Annotated in this window: 23 protein-coding genes; 11 read left to right on the top strand and 12 right to left on the bottom strand. The window is 57.7% G+C overall.

The window, feature by feature from the left end; translation table 11 throughout:
* The first annotated feature begins 94 nt into the window (after positions 1 to 94).
* From alaS to H7F20_RS00135, 4 genes are all read left to right on the top strand, one after another.
* Positions 95 to 2,710: an alanine--tRNA ligase gene (alaS, locus tag H7F20_RS00150; protein WP_185784128.1), complete on the top strand. Its 2,616-nt coding sequence runs from the start codon at positions 95 to 97 to the stop codon at positions 2,708 to 2,710.
* 18 nt (positions 2,711 to 2,728) lie between these two features.
* The gene (locus H7F20_RS00145; protein ID WP_185784127.1) at positions 2,729 to 3,679 is read left to right on the top strand and encodes a GSCFA domain-containing protein; all 951 of its coding nucleotides are present in this window, start codon (positions 2,729 to 2,731) and stop codon (positions 3,677 to 3,679) included.
* A complete protein-coding gene (locus tag H7F20_RS00140; RefSeq protein ID WP_185784126.1) occupies positions 3,676 to 4,290 on the top strand; it encodes a DUF4230 domain-containing protein in 615 nt (204 codons plus the stop codon). Before H7F20_RS00145 ends, H7F20_RS00140 begins: the two co-directional genes overlap by 4 nt.
* 62 nt (positions 4,291 to 4,352) lie before the next feature.
* On the top strand, positions 4,353 to 6,065 hold the full coding sequence (locus H7F20_RS00135; RefSeq protein WP_185784125.1) for a M1 family aminopeptidase: 1,713 nt from the start codon (positions 4,353 to 4,355) through the stop codon (positions 6,063 to 6,065).
* On the opposite strand, the gene H7F20_RS00130 is transcribed toward H7F20_RS00135, so the two are convergent.
* The 4 genes from H7F20_RS00130 to H7F20_RS00115 form a co-directional block, all read right to left on the bottom strand.
* Positions 6,055 to 7,809, bottom strand: coding sequence for an aromatic amino acid hydroxylase (locus H7F20_RS00130; protein WP_185784124.1), 1,755 nt, complete (start codon positions 7,807 to 7,809; stop codon positions 6,055 to 6,057). The genes H7F20_RS00135 and H7F20_RS00130 overlap by 11 nt on opposite strands.
* Before the next feature lie 96 nt (positions 7,810 to 7,905).
* Complete coding sequence (locus H7F20_RS00125; RefSeq protein ID WP_185784123.1) at positions 7,906 to 8,481, bottom strand: DUF4136 domain-containing protein; 576 nt, start codon at positions 8,479 to 8,481, stop codon at positions 7,906 to 7,908.
* 62 nt (positions 8,482 to 8,543) lie between these two features.
* Positions 8,544 to 8,705 carry a DUF5522 domain-containing protein gene (locus tag H7F20_RS00120; protein WP_185784122.1) on the bottom strand — a complete coding sequence of 54 codons (162 nt, stop codon included), beginning with the start codon at positions 8,703 to 8,705 and terminating at the stop codon, positions 8,544 to 8,546.
* A gap of 96 nt (positions 8,706 to 8,801) precedes the next feature.
* The gene (locus H7F20_RS00115) at positions 8,802 to 10,883 is read right to left on the bottom strand and encodes a PQQ-dependent dehydrogenase, methanol/ethanol family (RefSeq protein WP_185784121.1); all 2,082 of its coding nucleotides are present in this window, start codon (positions 10,881 to 10,883) and stop codon (positions 8,802 to 8,804) included.
* A gap of 193 nt (positions 10,884 to 11,076) precedes the next feature.
* Here H7F20_RS00115 and H7F20_RS00110 point away from each other — a divergent pair, with 193 nt between their 5' ends.
* Genes H7F20_RS00110 through hemL form a run of 4 tightly spaced genes read left to right on the top strand, consistent with a single transcriptional unit; the run spans position 11,077 to position 14,421 of the window.
* Entirely contained in the window at positions 11,077 to 11,412 is a 336-nt protein-coding gene (locus tag H7F20_RS00110) for a hypothetical protein (protein ID WP_185784120.1), read from the top strand.
* A 3-nt stretch (positions 11,413 to 11,415) separates the two neighbouring features.
* Complete coding sequence (locus tag H7F20_RS00105; protein ID WP_185784119.1) at positions 11,416 to 12,321, top strand: 1-aminocyclopropane-1-carboxylate deaminase/D-cysteine desulfhydrase; 906 nt, start codon at positions 11,416 to 11,418, stop codon at positions 12,319 to 12,321.
* Positions 12,318 to 13,136, top strand: a complete 819-nt coding sequence (locus tag H7F20_RS00100; protein WP_185784118.1) for a glucosaminidase domain-containing protein — start codon at positions 12,318 to 12,320, stop codon at positions 13,134 to 13,136. The genes H7F20_RS00105 and H7F20_RS00100 overlap by 4 nt, the downstream gene beginning before the upstream one ends.
* 1 nt (position 13,137) lies before the next feature.
* Complete coding sequence (gene hemL, locus H7F20_RS00095) at positions 13,138 to 14,421, top strand: glutamate-1-semialdehyde 2,1-aminomutase (RefSeq protein WP_185784117.1); 1,284 nt, start codon at positions 13,138 to 13,140, stop codon at positions 14,419 to 14,421.
* Positions 14,422 to 14,466: 45 nt separating this feature from the next.
* Here the strand turns inward: hemL and H7F20_RS00090 are convergent, their stop codons facing one another.
* The 4 genes from H7F20_RS00090 to lysS form a co-directional block, all read right to left on the bottom strand.
* On the bottom strand, positions 14,467 to 14,901 hold the full coding sequence (locus H7F20_RS00090) for a hypothetical protein (protein ID WP_185784116.1): 435 nt from the start codon (positions 14,899 to 14,901) through the stop codon (positions 14,467 to 14,469).
* Positions 14,902 to 15,000: 99 nt separating this feature from the next.
* Positions 15,001 to 15,162 carry a hypothetical protein gene (locus tag H7F20_RS00085; protein ID WP_185784115.1) on the bottom strand — a complete coding sequence of 54 codons (162 nt, stop codon included), beginning with the start codon at positions 15,160 to 15,162 and terminating at the stop codon, positions 15,001 to 15,003.
* 447 nt (positions 15,163 to 15,609) lie between these two features.
* A complete protein-coding gene (locus H7F20_RS00080) occupies positions 15,610 to 17,040 on the bottom strand; it encodes a DASS family sodium-coupled anion symporter (RefSeq protein ID WP_185784114.1) in 1,431 nt (476 codons plus the stop codon).
* Between the two features lie 133 nt (positions 17,041 to 17,173).
* Positions 17,174 to 18,865 (bottom strand): lysine--tRNA ligase, encoded by a 1,692-nt coding sequence (gene lysS / locus H7F20_RS00075; protein ID WP_185784113.1) that lies wholly within the window; start codon positions 18,863 to 18,865, stop codon positions 17,174 to 17,176.
* A 213-nt stretch (positions 18,866 to 19,078) separates the two neighbouring features.
* Here lysS and H7F20_RS00070 point away from each other — a divergent pair, with 213 nt between their 5' ends.
* Genes H7F20_RS00070 through lipB form a run of 3 tightly spaced genes read left to right on the top strand, consistent with a single transcriptional unit; the run spans position 19,079 to position 20,730 of the window.
* A complete protein-coding gene (locus H7F20_RS00070) occupies positions 19,079 to 19,234 on the top strand; it encodes a YqaE/Pmp3 family membrane protein (RefSeq protein ID WP_185784112.1) in 156 nt (51 codons plus the stop codon).
* A 6-nt stretch (positions 19,235 to 19,240) separates the two neighbouring features.
* The gene (locus tag H7F20_RS00065) at positions 19,241 to 19,978 is read left to right on the top strand and encodes a hypothetical protein (protein ID WP_185784111.1); all 738 of its coding nucleotides are present in this window, start codon (positions 19,241 to 19,243) and stop codon (positions 19,976 to 19,978) included.
* Positions 19,979 to 20,031: 53 nt separating this feature from the next.
* Entirely contained in the window at positions 20,032 to 20,730 is a 699-nt protein-coding gene (gene lipB / locus H7F20_RS00060; RefSeq protein WP_185784110.1) for a lipoyl(octanoyl) transferase LipB, read from the top strand.
* Here the strand turns inward: lipB and H7F20_RS00055 are convergent.
* The 4 genes from H7F20_RS00055 to H7F20_RS00040 all read right to left on the bottom strand — a co-directional run bounded on the left by H7F20_RS00055 (position 20,720) and on the right by H7F20_RS00040 (position 26,047).
* Positions 20,720 to 21,433, bottom strand: coding sequence for a hypothetical protein (locus H7F20_RS00055; protein WP_185784109.1), 714 nt, complete (start codon positions 21,431 to 21,433; stop codon positions 20,720 to 20,722). The genes lipB and H7F20_RS00055 overlap by 11 nt on opposite strands.
* 13 nt (positions 21,434 to 21,446) lie before the next feature.
* A complete protein-coding gene (locus H7F20_RS00050; protein WP_185784108.1) occupies positions 21,447 to 22,793 on the bottom strand; it encodes an OmpA family protein in 1,347 nt (448 codons plus the stop codon).
* A 120-nt stretch (positions 22,794 to 22,913) separates the two neighbouring features.
* Entirely contained in the window at positions 22,914 to 25,424 is a 2,511-nt protein-coding gene (locus H7F20_RS00045) for a hypothetical protein (protein WP_185784107.1), read from the bottom strand.
* 29 nt (positions 25,425 to 25,453) lie between these two features.
* A complete protein-coding gene (locus H7F20_RS00040) occupies positions 25,454 to 26,047 on the bottom strand; it encodes a ribonuclease HII (protein WP_185784106.1) in 594 nt (197 codons plus the stop codon).
* Positions 26,048 to 26,240 lie beyond the last annotated feature (193 nt).

Here is a 26,240-nt window from a genome sequence, read left to right as displayed (position 1 = left end):
TATCCTATTTTTGTGCCGTCCAGCAAGGCCGACCAACAAATATAAAAATTGTTTGGCACAATAACTGAAATTTAAAGTAAGCGCGCGTTTTTATATGACTTCCAGAGAGATAAGAAGCCAATTTTTAACTTTTTTTAAAGAGCGCGGACACCGAATCGTCCCCTCGGCCCCCCTGGTGGTCAAGGACGACCCCACCCTCTTGTTTGTCAACGCCGGGATGAACCCGTTCAAAGAATATTTTCTCGGGGTCAGCCAGCCCGGGGACCGACGCGTGGCGGATACCCAAAAATGCCTGCGCGTCAGCGGCAAGCACAACGACCTGGAAGAGGTGGGCCGGGACACCTACCACCACACGCTGTTCGAAATGCTGGGCAACTGGAGTTTCGGCGATTATTTCAAAAAGGAGACCATCGAATGGGCCTGGGAGTTCCTTACCGGGGTTTGCGGGATTGACAGGGACCGGCTCTACGTGACCATTTTTGAAGGGAGCCGGGATGCGGATGCCCTGGATCGCGACCAGGAAGCCTGGGACCTGTGGAAGGCCATTTTGCCGGAAGAGCGCATCCTGATGGGTTCCAAGAAGGACAATTTCTGGGAGATGGGCGATCAGGGGCCCTGCGGCCCCTGTTCGGAAATCCACGTGGATATCCGCGCGGATGCCGAGCGGGCCAAAACCCCGGGAGCGGAACTGGTCAACCAGGACCACCCCGAGGTGGTGGAAATCTGGAACCTCGTCTTTATCCAGTACAACCGGAAAGCCGACGGCCGTCTGGAACCGCTGCCCGAGAAGCACATCGATACGGGCATGGGCTTTGAGCGCCTTTGCATGGTCATGCAGGGGGTCCGCTCCAATTACGACACCGACCTGTTCACCCCGCTGATCCGGGAGATCGGCAACATCACCCGGAAGAAATACGGGGAGTCCGAAGATGCCGATATTGCTTTCCGCGTTATCGCGGACCACATCCGCGCCGTATCCTTTACCATTGCTGATGGCCAGCTGCCCGGCAATACAGGGGCCGGTTACGTGATCCGCCGTATCCTCCGCCGGGCGATCCGCTACGGATTCACCTTCCTGGACGCCAAGGAACCCTTTATGCACCGCCTGGTGGGTACCCTGGGGGAAGTGATGGGGGAAGCCTTCCCGGAACTGGCCGAACAGCGCCACCTGATCGAAAACGTGGTCAGGGAAGAAGAGGTTTCCTTCCTGAAGACGCTGGAGCAGGGCCTCTCCCGCCTGGATGCCGTAATCGATGAGACCAGCGGCCATACCGTTGACGGGAGCCGTGCCTTTGAATTGTACGACACCTTTGGCTTCCCGATCGACCTGACCTCCCTGATCCTCCGGGAACGGGGCTTTGAACTGGACCAGGAAGGGTTCGACCGCGCCATGCAGGAACAAAAGGACCGTTCCCGGGCGGCGTCCGAAACGGCCACAGACGACTGGGTGAACGTACACCCGGGAACGGGTTCCGATTTTGTGGGCTACGACAAGCTTGAGTCCCAGGTGAAGCTGCGGAAGTACCGGCGGGTGGAAACCCGTAAGGGAGGGACCCGCTACCAGCTGGTCCTGGACCAGACCCCTTTTTATCCCGAAGGTGGTGGGCAGGTAGGGGACAAAGGGTATCTGGAAGGCCCGGGCGGGGAAGTCACTTACATCGTTGACACCCGGAAGGAAAACAACGAGATCCTGCACATTACCGGGGAGTTGCCGGCCCACCCGGAGGCGGCATTCCACGCGGTGGTGGACGCCAGGCAGCGCTCCCGGACCGCGCGGAACCACACCGCCACCCACCTGTTGCACCAGGGGTTGCGGAAAGTCCTGGGCACCCACGTGGAGCAGAAAGGCTCCGCGGTGCACTCGGGGCACCTGCGCTTCGATTTTTCGCATTTTTCGAAGATGACCGATGAGGAACTCCAGCGGGTGGAAGATTTTGTGAACGACCGGATTGCCGAAAGCCTGGACCGGGAGGAGCACCGCAGCGTCCCGGTAAAGGAGGCGCTGGAATCCGGGGCGATGGCCCTTTTCGGGGAAAAGTACGGCGACCGGGTACGGACCATCCGCTTCGGGGATTCCATTGAACTCTGCGGGGGCACCCATGTTCGGAATACGGCCGAAATCTGGCATTTCAAGATAGTATCGGAAGGGGCCGTGGCGGCCGGGGTGAGGCGGATCGAGGCGATCACCTCCGATGCGGTCCGGGACTATTTCACCCAAAAGGAGCAGGTGCTGGAAACGATCCGGGAGCGGCTGAAAAATGCCCAGGACCCCTTGCAGGCGGTAGAGAGCCTGCAACAGGAGAACGCGGCCCTGAAAAAGGAGCTGGAGGCTCTCAAACGCGAACAGGCCGGGGCCCTCAAATCCCAGATAAAATCAGACCTCGAAACCCTGGATGGGGTACATTTCCACGCACGGCAGGTGGACCTGGATGCGGGTTCCATGAAGGATCTGGCCTTCCAGCTGGGCGGGGAGGTAGACAACCTGTTCCTGCTGCTGGGGTCGGAACAGGACGGGAAGGCCCTGCTGACACTGTTCATCGCCAAGGATCTGGTAAAGGAAAGGGACCTGAATGCCGGAACCATCATCCGGGAACTCGGCAAGCACATTCAGGGAGGCGGCGGCGGCCAGCCGTTCTTTGCGACGGCCGGCGGGAAGAACCCCGGAGGCATCGGGGAAGCCCTTAAGGCAGCCCGTCAGTATTTGAATTAGCCCAAAAACCCACACCCCATGAAGTGGAGTACCGAAGTACCTATAACTCCGGCAGACAAGCCGTTGGACTACAGCGGTGCCATCCTCTTGCTGGGCTCCTGTTTTGCCGCTTCCATGGGCGAAAAGCTGGGGTATTACCAATTCCGGCATTGCACGAATCCATTTGGGGTGATCTACCACCCCGCGCCCCTGCTGGCTTTGCTGCAGCGAGCCCGGGATAACCGGGATTTCGGGGAATCCGACCTCTTCTGCCACCAGGGGCTCTGGCGTTCCCTCTGGGCGCATTCTTCCCTGGCAAAACCCGAAAAGGAAGACGCCCTCGCAGCCCTCAATCAGGCGCTTCATCAACTGCGGGCCGCCCTGTCTTCGTCCACACACGTCGTACTGACCCTGGGGAGCGCCCGGGGTTATCGGCACAGGGAGTCGGGGATGCTGGCGGCCAATTGCCAGAAACTGCCCGCATCCCACTTTGAAAGGGAACTCAGTACCCATTCGGAAGTAGCGGGCTTCGTGGATGCGATGCTGGGGATCCTTAGGGGTTTCCGGCCAGACATCCGGTGTATCCTGACGGTTTCCCCGGTGCGGCATATCCGGGACGGGCTGGTTGCCAACCAGCTCAGCAAGGCCCTGTTGGTCGCTGCCGCCCATGAGGTATGTACATCCGGCGGGGCAGGGTATTTCCCGGCTTATGAAATCCTGTTGGACGAACTCAGAGACTACCGGTTCTACGACAGGGATCTGGTCCACCCCAACCAGGTGGCCGTCGATTATATCTGGGAGCGTTTTGCAGGTGCATGGATCGCACCCGGCGCCCATTCGGATATGCAGGAAGTGGAGGCGGTCCGCAAAGGGCTCGCGCACCGGCCAATGCATCCGGATTCGGAGACATATCGGTCCTTCAGGACATCTTTGGAGGCACGGATTGCGTATCTAAAAGAAAGGCACCCCCACATGGATTTTGAAATATGAAACGATTTTTGGCAGGCGTCCTGCTGGCACTAACCGCGGTTCTGGTCTACCGGTCGTGCGCCGGCGACGGGCAGGAAGCATCTAAGATCCGGGAGGAATCCTCCCTGATCCAGTCCCGGATTGACCAGGTGGCCAAGTTGGTGGTCACCGAAGGCCATTATGCCGAAGTGTATACCTATGAGGATTCCCGGGACCTGCTCGGATCCCTCTGGTCGGCCCGGAAACGGGCTTTGGTAGTGGTCAATGCCCGGGCCACGGTCAGCTATGACCTGAAGCAGCTCACCTACCGCCTGGATCCGGAGGCCCGTACGCTGCACATTCTGGAAATCCCGGAAGCGGAGATCGACATCTACCCGGAACTATCGTATTACGACGTGACTGCCGATTACCTGAACCCCTTCGGGGCTGCGGATTACAACACCATCAAGAACCGCGTAAGTGCGTCCATCCGGAAAAAGGTCGAAGCCTCTTCCCTCAGGGGCAACGCCAGGGGCCGCCTTTTGGAAGAGCTCTCTGGTTTCTGGGTGCTAACCCGTTCGATGGGCTGGACGCTTACTTACCGGGACCGCCCCCTGGATTCGCTTCCCGGCCCCGGGTTTTTCCTGGACTAAATGGCCCCTGGCCTGAAACATTTTTACCAGGATGGCGTCTATTAAGGGTAAACAGACCATCCATGCACCTCTTTACTGAAATCAGCCGGGGGGTCGCCCTGGCTATATTTTTTGTGCTGCTGGCCGCTTGCCAGACCGAACCGGCAGTACCCGAGCTCGACTACCAGATATCAAAAAGCCAGTGGGATTCCCTCCCGGCTCTGGAGGTTCGTATAAAATTCCAACCCGCCGCCAATGAAGCCAGCCGCCTGGATTTTTCGGATACCGCCTGGGGGCAGGACAGCCTCTGGAATACCATCCGGGATTTCAGGGTATTATCCGGAGCGGGCCATCCCCTGGTCGAACGGGACAGCGGTTGGGCCGTCATCCCCCGGGGGGAGGCAGACAGTCCGGTGGAGGTCAGTTACAAGGTGATTCAGGATCATGTTGCTTCCGACAACCCGGGGCTGGCGTACCGCCCGGTGGTGCAGCAGGACTATTTCCATGTATTTGCCCATAACCTGCTGATGGTGCCGGGACATTACCGGCAGCAGGAGGGCGCCAGGGCCGCCATCCGGATTTCCTGGAGGGGGTGGGACGAAACAGCTGTAATCCACAACAGCTTTGGCAGCCGGCAACGGGATCAGGACCTCGGCATCCTGGACCTGGACCAGTTTATGAGCGCAATCTATACAGGGGGCGATTTCCGGGTATACAGCCGGGTTATTGAAGGCAATCCGATCCACCTGGCGATCCGGGGGGAGTGGATCCCCTTTACGGAGCAGGAGGCCATGGACATGCTTACGGAGACGGTAGCCGCCCAACGCAGTTTCTGGAAGGACCACAGCCAGCCCTATTTTACGGTGACCATGCGACCTTTTGAGTTGGAACAGGGCAGCAGTTTCCAGGGGACCGGCCTGACCAATTCCTTCGCAGCTTCCGTATCGAACAATGAATTCACCGACTTCCAGCAGTTGGTCTACCTTTTCAACCATGAGCTGATGCACAACTGGGTGGGGCATAGCATCGAAAATGAGGCCGAAGAGGCCCAGTACTGGTTCAGCGAGGGGTTCACCGAATACTATACCGCCAAGAACATCGCCGCATTTGGTATTGCCGGCAACGACTGGGGATACTACATCGAAGCCGTGAATGACAAGATCCGGCAGATGGCGGCGTCCACCGTCCAGGGGGCGCCCAACAGCGAAATCAACTATGAGAATTTCTGGACCAACCGGGACTACCAGGAGCTTCCCTATAACCGCGGCTTCTTGTTTGCCTTTTACCTGGACCAGGAAATACGCGCCGTATCGGAAGGGGCAAATAGCCTGGACAACCTGATGCGCGACCTGTTACGGGAGAGCAGGGGGAAAGGCGCCAAACTCAACGGGCCCTATTTTGTAAAAAAGGCAAACCGGTACCTGGTGGAGGAACTCGGACCCTTTTACCGACGGCATATCGAAGAGGGGAAACCCCTGCCGCTGGAAGCCCTGTTCCGGGATCTGGGGTTGGAGTACCGCCTGGGAGCCGACCTTTTTGACCTCGGTTTTGACTTCAGCCCGGAGCGTGATTTCGTGGTTGCGGTGGACCCTGAATCGGCGGCCTATGCGTCCGGCGTGCGGGCCGGGGATGCGGTGGTCTCCCGCAGCATTTATATGGGGGCGACGGACCGGGAAGTGGAACTCGTGCTGCGCAGGGACGGCAGGACGGTGCCCGTCAGGTACCTTCCAAAGCGGAAGGAATCCATTCCTCAAATCCTGGACACTCCCGGGAACCGGGAACTGCTCAGTAAGTAACCGTTTCCCCCCTGGCCAGGGCTACCCCGTCATCGATTAGGTGGCCGATTTCCGGGCGCCGGCCTTTGACATCCTCCAGGTGCTCCAGGATCTCTTCGGCAAAGGAGGCGTCCTTCCGGCCTTTGGCCAGTTCGTAGAGCTCCACGGACAGCAGCCAGTCTTCCGGATAGTGGTTTTTGATTTCCCGCAGCACCTTGTTCCTGGAAATGGTGGTATTTGTGCCTTCACGGAACTCCCGGACCTGTCCGTAGAGGCGTTCCAGCCGTTGCTGCTCCGGGCTCTTTTTCACTTTGATGGTCGTGGAGCCGGGGATGTGCGTTACCCGGTCGAAACTCGCGTTGTCGGCCGGGCCGTTAAAGGCCGAGACCACTTTTTCGCCCACAGCCATGTGGTAGAGCCCCCATTCCGGTTCGTACAGGACGGTGTCCTTATGGGTTACCAGGCAATTCTCAAAGGTGATCAGGATGATTTCGCCCTGCAGGTTACGGGTTCCGGTCACGATGTCGCCTTCCAGAACGACCTGTCCCTCGAACTCCAGGCGCACCCGTTCCCCCTCGTAAATATTGTAGGCTTTAAGGTCCCGGGGGCTCATGTCCTCGATGGCCAGGTTGATCCCCTTCAGTTTCCCGATGGGGGAGCCGAAACCATCCTTGTGGTGGGCCGTGGAATGCCCGATGAGTTCCTTTTCCCGGTAGGCGAGGGCGGTGGGCCCCGCCGTTTTGATGTAGACGGGTTTGCCGTCGTGGGCTATCACCTCGGAAAAGGTGCCGGAGATCTGCAGGCCGGTGCTCAGCTCCGCCGTACCCAGGGCATTGGAACGGATCAGTTTTTCGATGCCGTCCAGGCCGCCGCGCCGGAGCGCCATAGTCCCGGCAAATTCCTCCAGCACCTGGCTGAGGAAGGCGAAATCCGGGGTTACAAAGAGCTGGGGCTGCGGTTTGGTGATATCGAAGGAGGTCCGCACCGCTTCGATGGAATAGGGTATTTTTTTCACCTTGTCAGTCATGCACCAGCTGCTTTCCCCAATGGAGGACAGCAGGCCGGCCCCGTAGATCTTCGGGTCTTCCGGCGTGCCGATGAGCCCGTATTCCACGGTCCACCAGTGCAGGTTCCGGATAAGGGACATCTCACTGGGGGCCACCTCCCGGGTTTGGAGCGCATCGATCCGGGCTTCTGCCTTTTCGATTTCCGCCGGGTCGGTACCCGGGGCCTCCTTGATGATGGACAGGTGGCGCACCGCCTCGTACACCTCGTAGTCGTGGGCACTGGAGATGGCCTTGCAGCCGATTTCCCCGAAGCGCCTGAGGTACTCCGCGTATTCGGGGTTTGCGATAATAGGCGCATGGCCGGCGCCCTCGTGGATGATGTCGGGGGCAGGCGTATATTCGATATGGTCGAGCTGGCGGATATCGGAGGCGATCACCAGCACATTATAGGCCTGGAATTCCATGAAAGCCGCCGGCGGGATAAAGCCGTCCACCGCCACGGCTGCCCACCCGATTTCCTTCAGGATCCGGTTCATCCCGTACATATTGGGTATATGGTCTTCGGTAATGCCCGTTTTTTTAAGGCCGGGCAAATAGGAGGGGTGTGCCACCCGGCTCAGGTAATCTACATTTTTGCGCATGACATACCGCCAGACCGCCTGGTCAACAGGGGTGTATTCCTCGTAGTTCTGGGGTTTGATGTATTGCCTCAGATGCCGGGGCAGCCGGTCGAGGATGGGGTTGCTTTCGTAGCTCATAGCAAGGGTTTCATCTTTCCTAAAGGTACAAAAATGGGGGAAGCCCCTCAAATGGGTACACAAAAGAAAACCCTGCGTTTGCAGGGTTGTAAAGGGTTATTTCAGGGCGATGCCCTCAGGCGGGTATCGCTCGAGGATACGGGATACAAAATCCTGGATCCGCTCCTCCTTCTTTTCCATATTCTGGTTGTTTCCCAGGATGCCCGTGCCTTTTCCCTGCCATACGAGCTCCCGGGTAGCTGCATCGATCAGGTCGATATACAGGGTGCCTTCGGTGTTAGTGGTCACCGCCGGGCCATAGTTCCAGGCGCCCGGGCCCCAGAACCAGGGATTGTAGCCCCAACCCCAGCCCCAGCCCCAACCCCATCCAAAGGAGTTGGCGTAAATGTCCACCCGGTCTTTTTCGGTGGTGAAGATGCTGATGAGCAGGTCGGGGTTTTCCGATTTGACAAAGCCCCTGCCGTTTAATTCCCCGTCAATGGCCCGAAGGATCCGCTTCTTGTCCAGATCGGAGATCATTGCCTTATCTATGCCGGTTTTGTAAAAGGCATAGGATTTGTATCCTGAAAAGTCGGCACCCCGGTCATAGTCGGAGGCAACCCGGACCGAACTGCAGCTTGCCAGCAGCAACAGCGCCGCCAGCGTGAATGAAAGTTTGAATAGGGATCTCATAAACAGTCGTTTTAATCAGCAATTTTTAGTACAAAAAGCACAAATACCATGCCGAAACCCGTCTATTTCCGGGTATTCGTTCTCGGATTATAACCATACGGACAATGGCGACACCCGCTTTCGCAGCAATAGCCCCTTTTCAGGTGGTAGCGTTCGGTAAAAACGCGATATCCTTCTTCCGACCAGTAATAGTCTTCCTTTTCCAACGGGGGCTTATCCGCCATTCCTGACAATAAAATAACAACTTACCCCTAAGATACCCTATTTGCGGGAATTAAGGGAGATCCAACGGAGCGGGTTTCCAATGCTCAAACGCCCATTTACGGACCGGCGGCGGATCGGGCCTGTTGGGCCATGGCCAGGATATAATTGCGGATTGCCTCGATATCCCCTCCCGAAAGCCGGTCCCCGAAATTGGGCATGCCTTTGTCCAGGTAGGCGCCGTACCCCACGATTCCTTCGTAGGACCCGAATACCTCGGGGGACGAATACCTGAGATCCGGTATGCCCCCTCCTCCGAGCCCTCCATTATAGCCATGGCAATGAGAGCAATGGGTGTCATACAGGGATGCCCCAAGGGCCAACGTGGCGGGATCATCGGCAAAGGGGAGGTCGATCAGTTCCTTTGCCGGTGACACTGGAAATTCGGGATGCGGGGCCTTGCCGCCAAGGGCAAAAGTGTAGACCGTCCCGGGGTTGACCTGCTCCGTCAGGCTCAGCCATCTCCCAAAAACGCCCCCCCAACCCACCAGGATGGTTATGTATTGGGTCCCGTCCAACTCATAGGTGATGGGCGAAGCGATGATGCCGGTATTCAGGGGGGTGCTCCAGCGCTTTTCCCCGGTCCGGGCATCAAAAGCCGCAAATTCACCTTCTGCGTTTCCCTTGAATATCAAATCTTTGAGGCTCAGCAGGCCGGAGTTCCAGGGAAACGCCTCCCGTACCTGCCAAACTGTTTCCTGTTTTACGGGATCCCAGGCCAGCAGGACCCCCTGGTTCCGGTTGGCCAGGGTATCTATCCGCGATTCCAGGGCGGGATTGGCAAAGGCGGCCGTATTCCAGGCCCGCGGATCGGCATTGAACTCCCATTCCGATGGTTGTCCGTAAAAGAAGAAATCCTCGCGTGCAGGTATATAAACCAGGCCGGTTTCCGGATTATAGGCCATGGGTTGCCAATTATGGCCACCCCCGGGCCCGGGGGCGATTTGCGTATTGGATTCCGGATATCTTGAAAATTCGGTTTCTACAGGCCGGCCCGTGTCCGGGTCAATCCCGGTAGCCCAGTTCGTGTAGACATAATTTTCGGCCGATATCAGCGAGCCGTCTGTCCGGTCGAGGACATAGAAGAAACCATTTTTCGGAGCCTGCATCAATACTTTGCGGACGCTGCCGCCGATTTCCAGATCTGCCAGAATAATGTGTTGGGTAGCCGTATAGTCCCAGGTATCCCCCGGGGTTGTCTGATAGTGCCAGGCCAGTTCTCCGGTGTCCGGGTCCAGAGCCAGGATGGAAGAGAGGTACAGGTTGTCCCCGCCTCCCGGGCTGCGGATATCCCGGTTCCAGGGGGCCCCGTTGCCGGTCCCGACATAGAGCAGGTCCAGTTCCGGATCAAAGGCCATGGCATCCCAGGCCGTGCCACCTCCCCCGAATTTCCACCATTCCCCGGTCCAGGTCCGGGCAGCTGCTTCCATGGCTTTGTTTTCGAAACCGTCTGCCGGGTTGCCGGGTACGGTATAGAAACGCCAGTCCAGTTGTCCGGAGTCGGCGTCATAGGCCGAAATATAACCGCGCACCCCGTATTCCGCCCCTCCGTTTCCGATGATCACCTTGCCTTTGACGACCCTAGGGGCCCCTGTAATCGTATAGGCTTTTTCCGGATCGATGGTGAACACTTCCCATTCCTTTTCCCCCGTACGCGCATCCAAAGCAATGAGCCTGCCGTCCAGGGACCCGAAATATAGCCGTTTCCCGAATAAGGCCACCCCCCGGTTCACCACGTCGCAACAGGCCCGTTCCCCCCAGGATTTGGGCACCTCCGGGTCATATGTCCAGACCATGTCACCGGTCCGGGCATCCACGGCATAGACCCGGCTCCAGGAACCCGTGAAGTACATGATGCCGTTTGCCACCACCGGGGTGGCTTCAATACCCCTCTTGATACCCAGGTTGAGGCTCCAGGCCAGACCGAGGCTGTCCACGTTGGAAGCGTTGATCTGTTCCAGCGGGCTGAAGCGGGTTTCCGAATAGTCCCGGCCGTACATGAGCCATTCTCCCGGGGATTCGCTGGCCTGCAACAGGCGTTCCTCGCTGACCAGGCCGCTTTCCGGCCCGGTGGTTTCGGCACAACCGGAAAGCACCAGGGCGATACCGGCCGTAATCGCAATTGTGAATACAGATTTCATTTGGTTGGGTTTGATGGGTTGGTTTAATGGACGGGGAATGAATTAAATGTATTGAATTTTTCGTTCCCCCGTGGAAATTCTGCCAGCCATTTTGCGGGGCGGGGTGGCCGGAACCGGGGGGCATTTGAGCCCTCCGGATACCGATTATCTGATTTTAACAATTATCTTTACAGGTATTCGTTACGGATAAGGTATGATCCTGGTCATCAAACACTTTTTCTACCGGAACTACGTGGGCCTCTCCCTCTGGCCCTTTATCATCCTGCGCAATCCCGCCCTGAGGAAGGACCGGGTCCTCATCAACCACGAACGGATCCACCTCAGGCAACAGGCGGAGCTCCTGCTGGTATTTTTCTATGCCTGGTACCTGGCGGAATGGCTGTTCCGCACCTTCTGGTACCTGGACGCCTACAGGGCCTACCAGAATATCAGTTTTGAACGGGAGGCCTATGCCTGCGAAAAAGACCTGGACTATCTGGCAAGGAGGAAGCCGTACAACTTCCTCAACTACCTTTTCAGGAGCGCCTGATCCATGGAGCCGGCCCCTACCCAGGAAATACGGCTGCCCGTCCTGTCCCGGCGGCGTGTCGAACTGCATATCAGGCGCGAAGATCTCCTGCACCCGGGGCTTTCCGGGAACAAATTCCGCAAACTCAACTATAACCTGCAGCAGATGCAGGCCGCAGGGCTGAAAACCCTCGTCACCTTTGGGGGCGCCTATTCCAACCATATCCACGCCACGGCCGCCGCAGGGAAAGAGTTCGGTTTCCGCACGATCGGGATCATCCGGGGAGAGGAACTGGATGGCCGGCCCCTGAACCCGACCCTGGCCGATGCCCGGGCAGCAGGGATGGAACTGCATTTTGTTTCCCGGGAGGCGTATGCCCGGCGTGGAGATCCCGGTTTTCAGGTGGAATTGCTGGACCGGTATGGCCCAGCCTACCTGCTCCCGGAAGGGGGGACGAACCGGGAAGCCATACGCGGGTGTGCGGAAATCCTGGGCCCCGAAGATGCCGCCTTCAATTGGGTGTGTTGTCCCGTTGGGACCGGGGGGACCCTGGCGGGCCTGGTTGCGGGATCTTTTCCCGGCCAGCGCATCCGGGGGTATTCCGCCCTGAAAGCCGATGATCTGTCGGAGTCGCTGAAAGCGCTCGTCCCGGGCGACAACTGGGACCTGTGTACGGCCTTCCATTTTGGCGGCTACGCGCGTATCGATGCATCCCTGGTCCGGTTTATCAACCAGTTTTTTGCAGACACCGGGATTCCGCTGGACCCGGTCTACACCGGGAAAATGCTCTACGGAATCCTCGATGAAGTCGGTCGGGGAACCTTTGAAAAGGGGAGCCGGATCCTGGCCATCCATACAGGGGGGTTGCAGGGAATCCGGGGGATGAATCTGAATTTGCGGAAAAAGAACTTACCTTTGCTCCAACTATGAGAGGGATATTGTTTTGTGCGTGCCTGGCCGGAATGCTGTTGGCGGGATGCGGGAGCAAGAAACGGGCTTCGCGTCCCGACCCGGTTCCCACCGGGGTAAAAACAGCTTCCACTGCCACCGGTGACCTGCCTGAAGATACCGGGGAATTCATTTTTTTTGCCATCTCCTCCCCCGAGGAATACATCCGGACCTTTGCTCCTATCGCCCAGCGCGAAATGCAGGCCTACCGGATACCCGCCAGCATCACCCTGGCGCAGGGGTTGCTTGAAAGCGGCTTTGGCATGGGGGAACTTACGCGTAAAACCAACAACCATTTCGGAATTAAGTGCCATACGGGCTGGGAGGGGGATTATGCCCACCATGACGACGATGCCCGCGGGGAATGTTTCCGGAAATACAACCACCCCATGCACTCCTTCCGGGACCACAGTATCTTCCTCTCCAGCCGGTCGAGGTACGGATCCCTATTTTCCCTGGAACCGGACGACTACCGCGGATGGGCCCGGGGGCTCAAGGCAGCCGGATATGCCACGGACCGCAGGTATCCCCATAAACTGATCGAACTCATCGAGCGCTATGGCCTGCAGAAGTACGATTCCGAGGTGTTGGGCACCCCCATACGCCGGGAAGCACCGGTAACGCTGTCCGAAGGGATTTACAACACCCACCGCGTTCAGGCAGGGGATACCCTTTATGCCCTCTCCCGCAGGTACGGGATGTCGGTGGACGAACTCATGAAAATCAATCGGTTGAGCAGCAGTGCCCTGGCCATCGGGCAATTGCTCAAAGTCAGGATCGATTCCAACAACAAATAAGATGCGATACAAACGCAGCAGCGAACTGTTCCGGCAGGCCAACCGGGTATTGCCCGGAGGGGTCAATTCCCCCGTCCGTGCCTTCAAGTCTGTCGGTGGCACCCCGGTTTTCGTCAGCGAAGCCAGGGGCTCCCGTTTTACGGACGAAGACGGCAACCAGTACATCGACTTCATATCCTCCTGGGGGCCGTTGCTTTTCGGTCACGCTTTTCCCCCGGTACTCGATGCGGTGATCGAACGCACCCGCAAGGGGACCTCGTTCGGGATGCCCACCGCCCTGGAAACCGAGGTAGCCGAACTGGCGGTCTCCATGGTTCCGCATATTGAAAAAATCCGTTTCGTAAACAGCGGCACGGAAGCATGCATGTCTGTGGTCCGTCTGGCCAGGGGCTATACCGGTCGGGAGAAAATCATCAAATTTGCCGGTTGCTACCACGGGCATGCGGATGCCTTCCTGATCGAAGCGGGGAGTGGTGCGGTAACCTTCGGGAGCCCGAACAGCCCGGGCGTGACCCGCGGCACGGCCAGGGATACGCTTATGGCCCGGTACAACGACCTGGAAAGCGTAAAGGAACTGCTGGATGCCAACCCCGGGGAAGTGGCCGCCGTTATCCTGGAACCGGTAGCCGGCAATATGGGGTGCATTCCGCCTGAAGCGGGCTTCCTGGAAGGGGTCCGGGAGCTGTGCACCACATCGGGTGCCCTGTTGATTTTCGACGAGGTGATGACCGGTTTCCGGCTTGCTGCCGGCGGGGCCCAGCAGGCTCTGGGGATCCGTGCGGACCTGGTAGCCTTTGGCAAGGTGATCGGGGGAGGCCTCCCGGTAGGTGCCTTTGGGGGCCCGGCCGAAATCATGGCGCACCTGGCACCTGAAGGGCCGGTTTACCAGGCAGGGACCCTGAGCGGAAACCCTTTGGCCATGGGGGCCGGGCTGGCCATGTTGCAGGCCATCGAAAGGGATCCGGGGGTTTTCAACAGGTTGTCGGCGAAAACGGCCTACCTGCACAAGGGGCTCGACGAGGTATTGAAATCCACGGGCCAACCCTACCGGATCAACCTGTTTGGATCCATGATTTCGGTGCATTTCACCGACCGGGATGTACGGGATTTTGAATCGGCTGCCACCGGGAACAACGAGCACTTCCGGAAGTACTTCCACGGCATGCTGGACCGGGGGGTATACCTGCCACCAAGCGCTTTTGAGAGCTATTTCCTGAACGATGCCCTCACCGAAGAAGACCTGGACCTGGCCGTGGAAGCTGCAGCGGCGGCTCTGGGTGCCTGAACGGGAGCGACTTCAGGCCTTCCTTTTGCCTCCGCGAAGGCCTTCCTAGCGTTTACCGTGCATGCGGCGCCCGCCTCTCTGGGGCTTTCTTTCCCGCCTCAGCTTCTTCCAGAGCAGGTATTGCTCCTCGCTGAGTATTTGCTGCATCCGACGCTGAAATGCGATTTGCACATCCAGCCGTTCATCCAGTCTACTGTAATCCATCCGGTTTCCCCGGGCAAGTGTGGAATCCGGGGAACCCTCCCGGGTCCTAAATTGTTCCCGCCTGGTGGCTACCTGTTCCTCCAGCAGGGCCTGAACCTGGCTTTGCTGCCCTTCACTCAGGTCAAGCGCCAGGGTGAGCCTTTTACTTTGCAGTGTGGCGATCTGTTCATCGGTAAGGGATGACCCGGGGGCAAGGCCCCGGTGGTGTGCCGGGCCCTTTTGGGCGCTGAGGCCTATCCCGATCAGCAGGAGTCCTGCAATCATCAATTTTTTCATGCGAAGAAGTTTTTGGGTTCTGCCTATTAGAACAGGAACCCAAGGGTTGGTTTAATTCCCAGGAAAAGATTGCAATTTATTTAACAGGAGGCACCCGGTTCAGAAAGTGTCCGCAGGGAGCTCCTGGGCGCCGTCATCGGCAGCGATTTCGTAGGAGCTGGCGGGTTGGGGGTCCGTGGCCGAATGATCCATGTTGTAATAGATCAGCGCACTGGCCACAAAGGCGAGGAAATAAAGCAGGCTTTTGATTTTGTAGGACATGATGCAGGGGATTTGGTTACTATCAAAGTTAGCATATCTCCCCGGGCGTGCTGCCCCGATGTTGTCAGCTTGCCGCTTTTTGATGTGAAATGCCCCAATTGTGTTGGGAATACGCCTCGCTCCCTGCCCGATTTTGAAGTTGCTTTACCGGTTATCGGCAAAAACTGACAGTTGGTCGGACAAACCTGTTCTGCATGAATTAAAAAAATGCCAAAAGAAGGTTAAGAAGGCATTAAACAGTGAAAATTATGTAACATTCGGGTGGTTCTGACGTCTATTTATTCAGAAGGCCCTTTAACGCAAGGCGCTTTTGAAGATGATAGAATAATCTCATTTTCTGTCAATTATTTGAATTAGTCAGCTGTTAAGCCCCCGCCAGAGCGGGGGCTTAATTTTTTTGGGACCCCGAAAACCCAGGCCGGGGTGATTAGCTCAATAGGAGCGGGTTCAGAAAAGGTAGGGGACGACGAACTGGAAAAGCAGCACCAGCAATACCACGGAAATACAGTTCAGGATAAAGCCCACCCGGGCCATCTGGTGTACCCGTATATAGCCGCTGGCAAATACAATCGCATTGGGAGGGGTCGCCATTGGCAACATAAAGGCGCAGCTGCTGGCAATGGTAACCGGGATGAGCAGGTGCAGGATGGGGATATCCAGGCCGATGGCGATACCGGCAACCACCGGCGCCAGCACCGCCACCAGGGCCACGTTGCTCATGAGTTCGGTCATGAACAGCATCAGTGCAATCAACAGGAATGCCGTAAAAAGCACCCCGATCTGGCTGCCGGCAATGGCGCCCGAAACCAGGTCGACCAGGCCGCTGGCAGACATGGCGCGGGCCAGCGCCAGCCCGCCGCCGAAAAGGATCAGGATCCCCCACGCCAGGCGGGAGGTGTCCTCCCATTTAAGGATAAAGGAGCCCTTTTTAAAACTGTACGGTACGCAGAAGAGTGCCAGGGCACCGAACATGCTGATGGCGGTGTCGGTCAGATCCAGGGCGGGCAGCAGGCCGTTGATCACCGTGCGGAATATCCACAGGAAGACCGTGATGCCGAAAATCACCAGGACCATTTTTTCCCGCCCGCTCGCCGGGCCCAGCTTTTCGAGTTCGATCCGGATCACATCCCGGGAAGTGCCAAAAGACAGGCCCTTGCAGGGGAACATCCATTTAACCAGCACCCAGTACGAAATGGCGATTAGGATTATCGAAACGGGCAGCCCGAGGGTCATCCATTTCAGGAAGGATATTTCTGTGTTGTATTCGTTTTCCAGCAGACCGATAAGCACGGAATTCGGCGGGGTGCCGATTACAGTGGCAATCCCCCCCGCATTGGCCGAAAAGGCGATCCCCAGCATGACGCTGAGCGCAAAATTCTGGTCTTTCGGAGTAAACCCGTCCGGGTCGCTGATCAAAAGGCCGATCACGGACATGGCGATGGGCAGCATCACCACGGTACTGGCCGTGTTGCTGATCCACATACTCAGGGAAGCCGTGGCGATCATAAACCCCAGGATCACCCGGTCCGGGCTGGTCCCGGTACGGTGGATGATGCTCAGGGCGATGCGTTTGTGCAGGTTGACTTTTTCCAGTGCCAGCGCCAGGACAAAACCGCCGAAGAAGAGGAAGATGATCGGGCTGCCGTAGTTGGCGCCCACATCGGCCAGATCCATCACCCCCAGGAGCGGGAAGACCAGCAGGGGGAGCAGGGCCGTAACGGAGATGGAAACCGCTTCGGTGATCCACCAGAGGATCATCCAGGCAGCAACAGCGATTACCTTGTCGCCGGCATCTGAAATCAGACTGCCTGAAAAAGAGGTGAGGAGGATGAAAATCACGGGGCCGGCCAGCAGGCCGATCTGACGGGTTCGGTTCATAAGGGCTTCTTCGCGCCCCCTAAGCTAGGATTTTTTTGGAAATGCGGGACACGGGCCCCATGCGATCGTCAGTTAGACCGGCCTACCGATGCTTGCCCGGATAGGTTGCAGCCTGTGGCGGGAGCAGCGGCAATCAGGCCTTGCTCCTGGCCAGCAGTACCCCATCGGCCTTACTGACTTCGAACAGCCCTTTTTTGCTAAGGGATTTGGTCGCCTTATCCCATTTCTTGTTGCTGAGGCCCACTTTTTCCCTGAGGGCCGACAATTCCATTTCCCCAACGGTCCGCAGCAGGTCCATTACCGCTTTTTCCTCCTCGTTCAGGTCGAGGGGTTTTTTCTCCGGCTTCATCTGGGGGAAGAACAATACTTCCTGAATGGAGGCATTGTCCGTCAGCAGCATCACCAGCCGGTCGATCCCGATCCCGATCCCCGAAGTGGGCGGCATCCCGAACTCCAGGGCCCTGAGGAAATCCCGGTCGATAAACATGGCTTCGTCATCGCCTTTTTCGGAAAGTTTCAACTGCTCCTCAAAGCGCTCCCGCTGGTCGATGGGGTCATTGAGCTCTGAATATGCGTTGGCGATTTCCTTGCCGTTTACCAACAGCTCAAAGCGCTCGGTCAGGCCCGGTTTGGAACGGTGCGCCTTGGTGAGCGGGCTCATTTCCTTGGGATAATCGATGATGAAGGTGGGCTGCACATAGTGGTCCTCGCAGCATTCCCCGAAAATCTCGTCGATGAGTTTCCCGACACCCATGCTGTCGTCCACTTCCAGGCCGAGACCTTTTGCAGCCTCCCGGAGGGCGGCTTCGTCCATCCCAGCCACGTCGATGCCGGTATGCTCCTTAATCGCATCCAGGATGGGGACGCGGGGATAGGGAGCCCTGAAGTCGATGGTATTGCCCCTTGCCGTGACACGCGTACTCCCGTTGGCCTCCATGGCCACCCGTTCCAGCAGCTGCTCGGTGGTTTCCATCATCCAGTTGTAATCCTTGTAGGCCACGTAGAGCTCCATCACGGTAAATTCCGGGTTGTGGGTCCGGTCCATCCCCTCGTTTCGGAAATCCTTGGCAAATTCGTAGACCCCGTCAAAACCGCCCACAATGAGCCTTTTCAGGTAGAGTTCGTTGGCAATCCGCAAATAGAGCGGGATGCCCAGGGCATTGTGGTGGGTCTGGAAGGGGCGCGCCGCAGCCCCCCCGGGTATGGGTTGCAGGATCGGGGTTTCTACCTCCAGGTATCCCATTTCATTGAAAAACCGGCGGATGCTGTTGGTGATTTTGGTGCGCTTGATAAAGGTTTCCCGTACCTGGGGGTTGACCACCAGGTCCACGTAGCGCATCCGGTAGCGTTGCTCCGGGTCGTTGAATTCGTCAAAGACCTGCCCGTCGGCATCGGTCTTGGGCAGGGGCAACGGGCGCAGGGCCTTGGAAAGCAGCGTAAAACCCTTTACGCGTACCGTTTTTTCGCCAACCTGGGTTTGGAACAGGTCGCCTTCGACCCCAATGATGTCCCCGATATCCAGCAGTTTCTTGTAAACTTCGTTGTAGGCGGTCTTGTCCTCCCCGGGGCAGATCTCGTCCCGGTTGAAATACAGCTGGATACGGCCGGTGCTGTCCTGGAGTTCCGCGAAGGACGCCTTGCCCTGAATCCGGCGGGACATAAGCCTGCCGGCCAGAACCACCGGCTTCCCTTCCTCGTAATTTTCCCGTATGTCGGCAGTTAGGGTGTTTACCGGGTACCTGGCGGCCGGGTAGGGGTCGATTCCCAGTTCGCGGAGCTGCCGGAGTTTTTCCCGGCGGACGATTTCTTGTTCCGAAAGCTGCATTATCAAGGATTTAAGCCCTGCAAATATACTCCTAATGGTGCAACCTGCCAATGCCGGGTAGGCGGGAAACAGCTAGCCGCGGCGCCGGAGTTGAAACATGCGAGCCACCTGTAGCAAAACCCGGGAGCAACCAATTGTAAAAACCGGCGGGTCCCATGTAACAAACCGGCGGGATTTGCGACCCATAGATACATCGATCAATCAACCCGAACCATGAGCTTCATACGTGTCCTGCTGGCAATCATCTTCCCCCCCCTGGCCGTCATCGGAAAGGGTTGCGGTTCTTTCCTGATTGTGTTACTTTTAACGCTTTGCGGTTGGGTGCCCGGCGTGATCGCGGCCCTGATCATCCTGAACAATCCAAATTGATCGCTTTTGAAGACATTACGCGTTTGCCTGATGCTCGGCCTGCTGGCGGGGGTTGCTGCCTGTAACCTGACCGAGGAAATCTACCTGAAATCCGACGGCTCGGGATCCATTGCCCTGCAGTTTGACGGTTCTGAAATGATGGATATGGCGGAAGGCCTGGCGGATTCCACCTCACAGAAGATGGACTCCGTTATTTATTTCTCGGATATCCTGCGGGAGAAAAAGGACAGCATTGCCACCCTCCCCGCGGATGAACAGGAGCGGCTCAGGAATCTGGAGCCCTACCGGATGCGCATGCAGTCCGACCCGGATGCCGGGGAGATGCTTTTTACCCTTGAGCGGGATTTCACCGACCTCTCGGAGGTTGAGGATTCCTTCAATGCCTTCCAGCGGGCCGGGACCCTGGACCCGGACGATGAGTCCGCCTCCATGCCCGGTGCCCCGGAAATCTATGAAAGCACCCAGGTTTCCTATGCGCTGAAAGACGGTATATTTAGAAGGAAGTCGGTGATCACCGATTCGGTACTTCACCAGCGGCGCCTGGACAGCCTGGAACAATCGGCCATGTTCCTGTCGGGGTCCACCTACACGCTGAAAATCCACTTTCCTTCCAGGGTCAAATCCTCCAGTGCCCAAAACGCTACCCTGAGCATGGACGGGAAAACGCTGATCCACGAGGTGGGCTTTATGGACTACCTGAGGGACCCGGGTGTCCTGGATCTTGAAGTGGAGCTCGAAAAGTAACTGCCCACGGCAACCGCCCCAGCGGGTTCTGACAGGTTGCGTACCTTTGCCCAATGAACAAGATGGTGCTACTCGAGGACCTGGGTTTCCGGGACTATAAGGAGACCTGGGATTACCAGGAATCGCTGTTTAGGCAAGTCCTGGATGTCAAGATCCGGAACCGGAGGGAAGGGGCGTCCGATCCCACGCCCAATTATTTCCTGTTCGTGGAACACCCCCATGTGTATACCCTGGGAAAAAGCGGGGACAAATCCAACCTGCTGGTGGGGGAGGCGGTCCTGCGCGAGAAGGGCGCTTCCTTCTACCACATCAACCGGGGCGGGGATATCACCTACCACGGGCCGGGGCAGATCGTGGGCTATCCCATCCTGGACCTGGAGAATTTTTTTACGGACATCCATAAGTACCTTCGCCTCCTGGAGGAGATGGTGATCCTGGCCCTTGCCGACTACGGGCTTAAAGCCGAACGGTCCCCTGGGGAAACCGGTGTCTGGCTGGAGGTGGGTACCCCGCGTGCCCGCAAGATCTGCGCCTTGGGGGTGCGGGCAAGCCGTTGGGTGACCATGCACGGTTTTGCCCTGAACGTGAATACGGACCTGGGCTATTTTGACCTGATGATCCCCTGCGGCATCCGGGACAAGGCGGTGACTTCACTGAGTGCGGAACTCGGGCGCCATATCCCCACCGCAGAAGTCAGGGAGCGGTTGTTGGTGCATTTCCAGTCACTGTTCGGCGCGGAGGTTACCTCGTAATTGAGGTCAGCACCATCCGGCTCACCAGTTTCCCCTTTTTGTTGTAGCTCTCCGTCTTTACCATGCCCACCCCTTCGGACAGCCAGGTGCGCTGTGGGAAGGTCTGGTTGGCCATCATCATCTTGGAGTGGCTTTCGCTGTAGATCACGTAACAGTCAAAATCGCCGGCAGGCGTACTGACGGTTTCCTTTTTCTCTACGCGCCGGTTGGTCATATCCACCTGCATATTCATATTGATGCCGCTCATCTTCATCTTCATGGTGACGTTGGCATCCGGCAGCTCCATCCCCTCGCTGAGGTTGTTGGGCAGCTCCAGATCCGTTCCGCTGATATCCATTTCCATATCCTGGTACTGCTCCATCATGGGGCCGGAGATCAGGGATTCGTAATCGATGCGGATGGCCGAACCCGTGCAGGTCAGGCCGTAGGAAGATTCGAAGGTGTTTTTTCCCTTGTCATCGCTGAAGCCCATGTTCATGGTAGCCTCCAGGCCCTCGGAAGTTTCCGAAACCCCGGTTACTTCCTGCCACTGCGTACCTTCGACCTTGTCCTTGTCGTTATACATGGTATATTCCATCCGGACCCCTTCGCGGAACGGATAATAGGCGCTGCATTCCTGGGCCTGCACTGTTGCGGGTAGTAGGAACGCGCCCAGCAGGGCCACTGCAATCGCGATTGGGTTTTTGTGGTATGTGTGCTGCATGTGTGTTGTTTTTTTATTGTTTGATAAATTCCACCCGGCGATTTTGTGCCTTGCCGTCCGGGCTGCTGTTTTCGGCCACGGGTTCCGATTCCCCTTTGCCCAGGGTACTCAGGCGCCCGGCGTCGATGCCGTATATATCAACCAGGGCTTTTTTTACGGATTCTGCCCGGGCCTGGGACAGGTCTATATTGGCATCGGCATCCCCGTCCGAATCGGTGTGGCCGACAATCTGGAGGCTCATGCCACCCTCCTGCTGGAGTACCTGCGAGATCTGGCGGATCACCCCCATGGAAGTCGGCTGCAGGTTGGCCGACCCGGAATCGAAGAGGATGGCATTGGTGGAGATAGATCCCTCAGCGAGTAGTTTCCGCCTCAGATCCTCCCCTCCTTTAGCCACTTTTATGTTGGAGATAAACACTTTTTCCTTTCCGTCCTGTACGCCGTCCAGCTGGAACTTCACATGGGTCATCGGGGCGCCGGGACCGATCATTCGGGGGATGTCGATATGTTTGTTCTCGTCCACGTACATGCGGTAGCGCTCCCCGTTGACCGCTATGGATATATGCGGCCTGTTCAGGATGTTTTCGCGTATGTCGAGCTTTACCGTATTGGAAATGGTCCGCTCCGAGTTGATCCGGTTTTCCACGCGGATCCCCCCGGGGGTATATTGGACCAGTGGGATATAAGCTACTACGTTATTGCCGCCTTTTTCGAAACCCCCGTTGTCGTCCAGGATCACCCGCAGGGTAGCAGAGGAGGAAGTCCCCCGGCCCACGCCCAGAACCTCCATGTCGAACTCTATGGTATAGTCCTCCGGCAGGTCGTTGAGGTCCGGGATGTAGTAGGTTCGGTTGCCGGACACCAGTTCCAGCCACTTGCCGCTGTCGTCGCCGAAGGTGACCACCTCACCCCCGCCGTTGGTGTTCCATCGGGCCGGGAAATCCCCGATGAAGTCGTCCCCGAAATCTTCGTAGAAAAGCGTTTCATCCCCGGGGACAAAATCGAATTTGCTGTATACTTCCAGTCTTTTGCTGCCGGAAGCCTTACCGGCCCCCCCGGCATTGGGGGAAGACCCGCCGTTGCCTGTGGTGGGTGCGGACCCGTCGTTAACCGCGCCGGGATCGTCGCCCCCTCCCTGCGGTACCGGGCTTTCGGCAGGACCGCCCTGGCCGGGCTCGAGGATGCTGTCCAGGGCCCGGTCGGTGGTCTTGGAGGCTTCCTCGTCCACGCGCTGCTCCACGGTCCGTTCCGCGGCCTTTTGCGCCTTTTTCCCCAATTTCTTTAAAAACTGTCCGTTGGCTGAGGGCAAATACAGCAGGAAAAGCCCTGCCGTAAGGCAAACCCGTAACCATTTCGTCATAGTGTTCATCGTTTTGTTCTCTGTTTTAAGATCATTCTTTTAAAGATACAAAACAGGCCTGCCAACCCGGGAGCAGATGTATGGTTCGCAGGAATTGGGGTATCGTTGGTGCCAGGAATTTTACCGTTGTATCCGGTAGACGGCCACGGAACTGTCCCGGTATTTAACGCCCAGTTCCGGGTTGCGGTCCCCATCCATATCGGCCATGTCCGGCAGGCCGCTGCCCTCGACCGGGAATCCGGGCATGGAGGAGGCATCACTGCGAAAAAGGTAGACTTGCTGGCCCTGTATGTCGGTTACCGCCACGTAGATAATGTCGTACAGGTAGAAGATACGGGGAGGCGTGTAGACCCCCAGGTCAAGCTCGGCCCGGCTGGTTTTTACCTGAAACAGGTTGTCGTTCATCAGGGCCAGGGTGTTTGCTGTGGCCTGCATACCGTGGTCTGCATTCAGGTTCAGGGCCGTCCGGTTGATCTTGCCCTGGGTGTCAATGGTGACCAGGTGGCCGGATTTCTCGGTGAACGTAAACTTATCCCGATACAGGTAAACCCCGTTGCCGGAAAAATCGAATGAGCCATCCACCCGGATCCGGGTATTCCCGACGCGGTTCAGGATGCGCAACCGACCGTCCTCCAGCCGGAAGACCAGGTAGTCCCGGCTCCCGATCCGCATATGGTCCGGGGGGCCGATGGGCGGACTGCCGGCATCCCGGTATTTGAACCCCCGGACATCCCGTCCCTGCCCGTCGAACATGTAGATCTTCGGGCCGTCATTGAATACGAGACGGTAGTTTCGGTTCCCCTCGTAATCAAACAGGGCCAGTGGGCCGAGGCTGGCCCCATCGAACTGCTTCGGAAAAGGCGATACCGGATTTCCATCCCTGTCCAGTACCACCAGCGCTTCCGGGATGGTAAAGGCCATCTGGTACCGGCCGTTTTTGAAGAGGTCTACCTGGTGGATCCCACCCTGTATGGGCCCGGCCAGCGTTTTTTTCCAGTAGAGGTCGCCGGTGGCGGAGAAAAGGTAGAGCTGGTTCCGGTCGTCCTGGACAGCCAGGTCCATCCCCCCGGTCCGGTGGTTCCGCAGCATGAAGGGGCCTGCGGTGACCTGTCCTTCTAGCTTCCGGGTGAACACCGTGCTGACCGAAGCCCCCGACCCCGAAGGGTCTTCCGTCTTCCGGAACTGGTACTCCAGCAGGTCGTAGGACTCCGAACTGTTTAGCTGGGCCGTATACAAATACCCAGGGGGCAAGGCCCGGGCCACCTGTTCCGGGATGCTGAGGACCGAAAGGCTGTCGGTGGTAAATCCTCCCGCCCGGGGCTCCTCCGTCAGCACAAATGCCGTGGATTCCGAGGCCAGGTAAGGCGCCATGCGTCCCAGGGTGCCGTTTGCCGCGAAGCTGTCCTCCCTGTTATAGGCGCTGATTACATTCTGTACCCCTTCGAGCGTGGGCCCCAGCACAAAGTAGTTGCCCACATTGCCCATATACGCGGGTGGGTCCATGCCCTGCAGCATGGGGGCGAAAGCGGATTGGATAGGCTCGTCTTCCTGCAACCGGTATATGGCTGCGTCCTGGAAGGCCGGCAGTTCCGTGAGCTGTGGCCTCAGGGCCTCGAGGACCGCCTGGGGGTTCACGCTCAGCAGAGCCAGCAGGGTCTCCCCGGAGAGGGTGAACACCCCCAGGTGTTCCACGCTTTCCAGCAGGACAGGCCGGTTGCCGGGCCTCCCCAGGATGCGCGACTGGTTGTTTAAAAATTCTTCCGGCTCCCCGAGGGAAATCGAATAGAGCCCGGTGGCATTGGAGGGGGCCATCCGGGCAATCTCACCCAGGGGCAGCACAGGCAGGCCCCTCAGGAGGGACCGGTTATCCCAGATGCTGTCCGGGCGGACTTCCACACCCTGCACCAGCAGGGCATCCGATCGGAGCTGCAGGTCAAATGCCGACCAGAAAGCGGTGCCGTCCCCGCTGTTGCCCGAAAACGAGCCCAGCAGGAACGCCGCCAGCGGGTGGGTGTGGCCGAGGGGGAGGAACAGGGAGGCGGATGCCCCGGAGTTCGCCGTTTTTGCAGCCTGTCGCAGGGCCGGGTTCTTCAGGGGTTCCCGGGTACTTGCCTCCTGAAGCAGGCGCCGGGAATTCGATATGAGAATCAGCCCGGAACGCCTTGACTCCAGGAGGTTTGACGAGTCCGGCAGCACCCGGGCAGCGGCCTGTAGGGAAATCGAGGAAGTTGCTGCAACGGAATCGGCCCGGGGACCGGCAGGCGAATCATCACGTACCTCCGGCAGGGAATCCATGGCCGGGTAGCGATTCTCGGGAAAAACCAACAACCAATTGGCATCTTCGGGCGCATCCTGTACGATAAGAAGGCTTTCCCCGGCCGGGTCCAGCATGAGTGCTTCATCCAGTACCCTGAAGAGTTTGTTCCCGGGTGCCGCTGCCCGGAAGTTTTCCATGAGCTTGTTGTTCCGGAATTCGGAGCGGAAGCGCCCGGGGTCGTGTATCTGCAGTACGATTGCCGCCGAATCGGGGACCACGTCCCAGGGGCTCAACTCGTCTGCATCAGCTGTCCGGCACGATTCAAGGACGATCAGACCAAAGGCAAGCAATGCAAAGCAGCAGGCGGATTTCAAGATGATTCCTTTTGGAGCAAATGTAGCATCTAGAACGGGAACTTCAATTGTTCGGGCAACAAACGAAAGCTTTTCCGGTGGTGGGGGGAGGGGCCGAATTCCCGGATGGCTTCCCGGTGGGAGGCTGTGGGGTACCCTTTGTTGCGGTCCCAGCCGTACTGGGGGAATTCCCGGTGGAGTTCTGCCATATAGGCATCCCGGGCCGTTTTAGCCAGAATGGATGCGGCTGCAATATTGAGGAACCTGCTGTCTCCCTTAATGAGGCATTGGTGGGGGATATCCCTGTAGGGGATAAAGCGGTTTCCGTCCACCGCGATGCATTCCGGCCGGGTCCCCAGTTGGTCGAGCGCCAGGTGCATGGCCCTGAAGGAAGCCTGGAGAATATTGATCTCGTCGATGACTCCGGGCGGGACATGGGCGATCCCAACCGCCAGCGCCTCTTTTTCAATAATCGGAACAAGGCTTTCCCGGGCCGACTCGCTGAGTTGTTTGCTGTCGTTGAGCAGCGCATGGGTAAACCCTTCCGGGAGGATGACCGCGGCTGCGGTAACCGGCCCGGCAAGGCAACCGCGACCCGCTTCATCTGTCCCTGCTTCATTCGGGCCAGACCAAGAATACTGCAATAAATTCTGTTTAATTTTGCGGATAATCTTTTAAATTAACTTAAAAAAAATTATTTTGTTTAATATATAAGTTAAAAACTTAAACAATATTTTTCCAAAATATTAATTATGCATACATAGCATAATTCTTTCCGATTTTTTAACAAACCCCCGTAAACAGGGGGTTTTTCATTTGTCACATAGATACGAAATT

Source organism: Robiginitalea sp. SC105, assembly GCF_014243345.1.
Lineage (GTDB): Bacteria > Bacteroidota > Bacteroidia > Flavobacteriales > Flavobacteriaceae > Robiginitalea.
The sequence above is the reverse complement of the archived record's forward strand: the minus strand, read 5'-3'. Positions and strand labels throughout refer to the sequence as shown.

Bases quoted from the DNA above. Each gene is read 5' to 3' on its own strand.
- alaS (WP_185784128.1), top strand. From the start codon at position 95: ATGACTTCCAGAGAGATAAGAAGCCAATTTTTAACTTTTTTTAAAGAG.
- H7F20_RS00145 (WP_185784127.1), top strand. From the start codon at position 2,729: ATGAAGTGGAGTACCGAAGTACCTATAACTCCGGCAGACAAGCCGTTG.
- H7F20_RS00140 (WP_185784126.1), top strand. From the start codon at position 3,676: ATGAAACGATTTTTGGCAGGCGTCCTGCTGGCACTAACCGCGGTTCTG.
- H7F20_RS00135 (WP_185784125.1), top strand. From the start codon at position 4,353: ATGCACCTCTTTACTGAAATCAGCCGGGGGGTCGCCCTGGCTATATTT.
- H7F20_RS00130 (WP_185784124.1), bottom strand. From the start codon at position 7,809: ATGAGCTACGAAAGCAACCCCATCCTCGACCGGCTGCCCCGGCATCTG.
- H7F20_RS00125 (WP_185784123.1), bottom strand. From the start codon at position 8,481: ATGAGATCCCTATTCAAACTTTCATTCACGCTGGCGGCGCTGTTGCTG.
- H7F20_RS00120 (WP_185784122.1), bottom strand. From the start codon at position 8,705: ATGGCGGATAAGCCCCCGTTGGAAAAGGAAGACTATTACTGGTCGGAA.
- H7F20_RS00115 (WP_185784121.1), bottom strand. From the start codon at position 10,883: ATGAAATCTGTATTCACAATTGCGATTACGGCCGGTATCGCCCTGGTG.
- H7F20_RS00110 (WP_185784120.1), top strand. From the start codon at position 11,077: ATGATCCTGGTCATCAAACACTTTTTCTACCGGAACTACGTGGGCCTC.
- H7F20_RS00105 (WP_185784119.1), top strand. From the start codon at position 11,416: ATGGAGCCGGCCCCTACCCAGGAAATACGGCTGCCCGTCCTGTCCCGG.
- H7F20_RS00100 (WP_185784118.1), top strand. From the start codon at position 12,318: ATGAGAGGGATATTGTTTTGTGCGTGCCTGGCCGGAATGCTGTTGGCG.
- hemL (WP_185784117.1), top strand. From the start codon at position 13,138: ATGCGATACAAACGCAGCAGCGAACTGTTCCGGCAGGCCAACCGGGTA.
- H7F20_RS00090 (WP_185784116.1), bottom strand. From the start codon at position 14,901: ATGAAAAAATTGATGATTGCAGGACTCCTGCTGATCGGGATAGGCCTC.
- H7F20_RS00085 (WP_185784115.1), bottom strand. From the start codon at position 15,162: ATGTCCTACAAAATCAAAAGCCTGCTTTATTTCCTCGCCTTTGTGGCC.
- H7F20_RS00080 (WP_185784114.1), bottom strand. From the start codon at position 17,040: ATGAACCGAACCCGTCAGATCGGCCTGCTGGCCGGCCCCGTGATTTTC.
- lysS (WP_185784113.1), bottom strand. From the start codon at position 18,865: ATGCAGCTTTCGGAACAAGAAATCGTCCGCCGGGAAAAACTCCGGCAG.
- H7F20_RS00070 (WP_185784112.1), top strand. From the start codon at position 19,079: ATGAGCTTCATACGTGTCCTGCTGGCAATCATCTTCCCCCCCCTGGCC.
- lipB (WP_185784110.1), top strand. From the start codon at position 20,032: ATGAACAAGATGGTGCTACTCGAGGACCTGGGTTTCCGGGACTATAAG.
- H7F20_RS00055 (WP_185784109.1), bottom strand. From the start codon at position 21,433: ATGCAGCACACATACCACAAAAACCCAATCGCGATTGCAGTGGCCCTG.
- H7F20_RS00050 (WP_185784108.1), bottom strand. From the start codon at position 22,793: ATGACGAAATGGTTACGGGTTTGCCTTACGGCAGGGCTTTTCCTGCTG.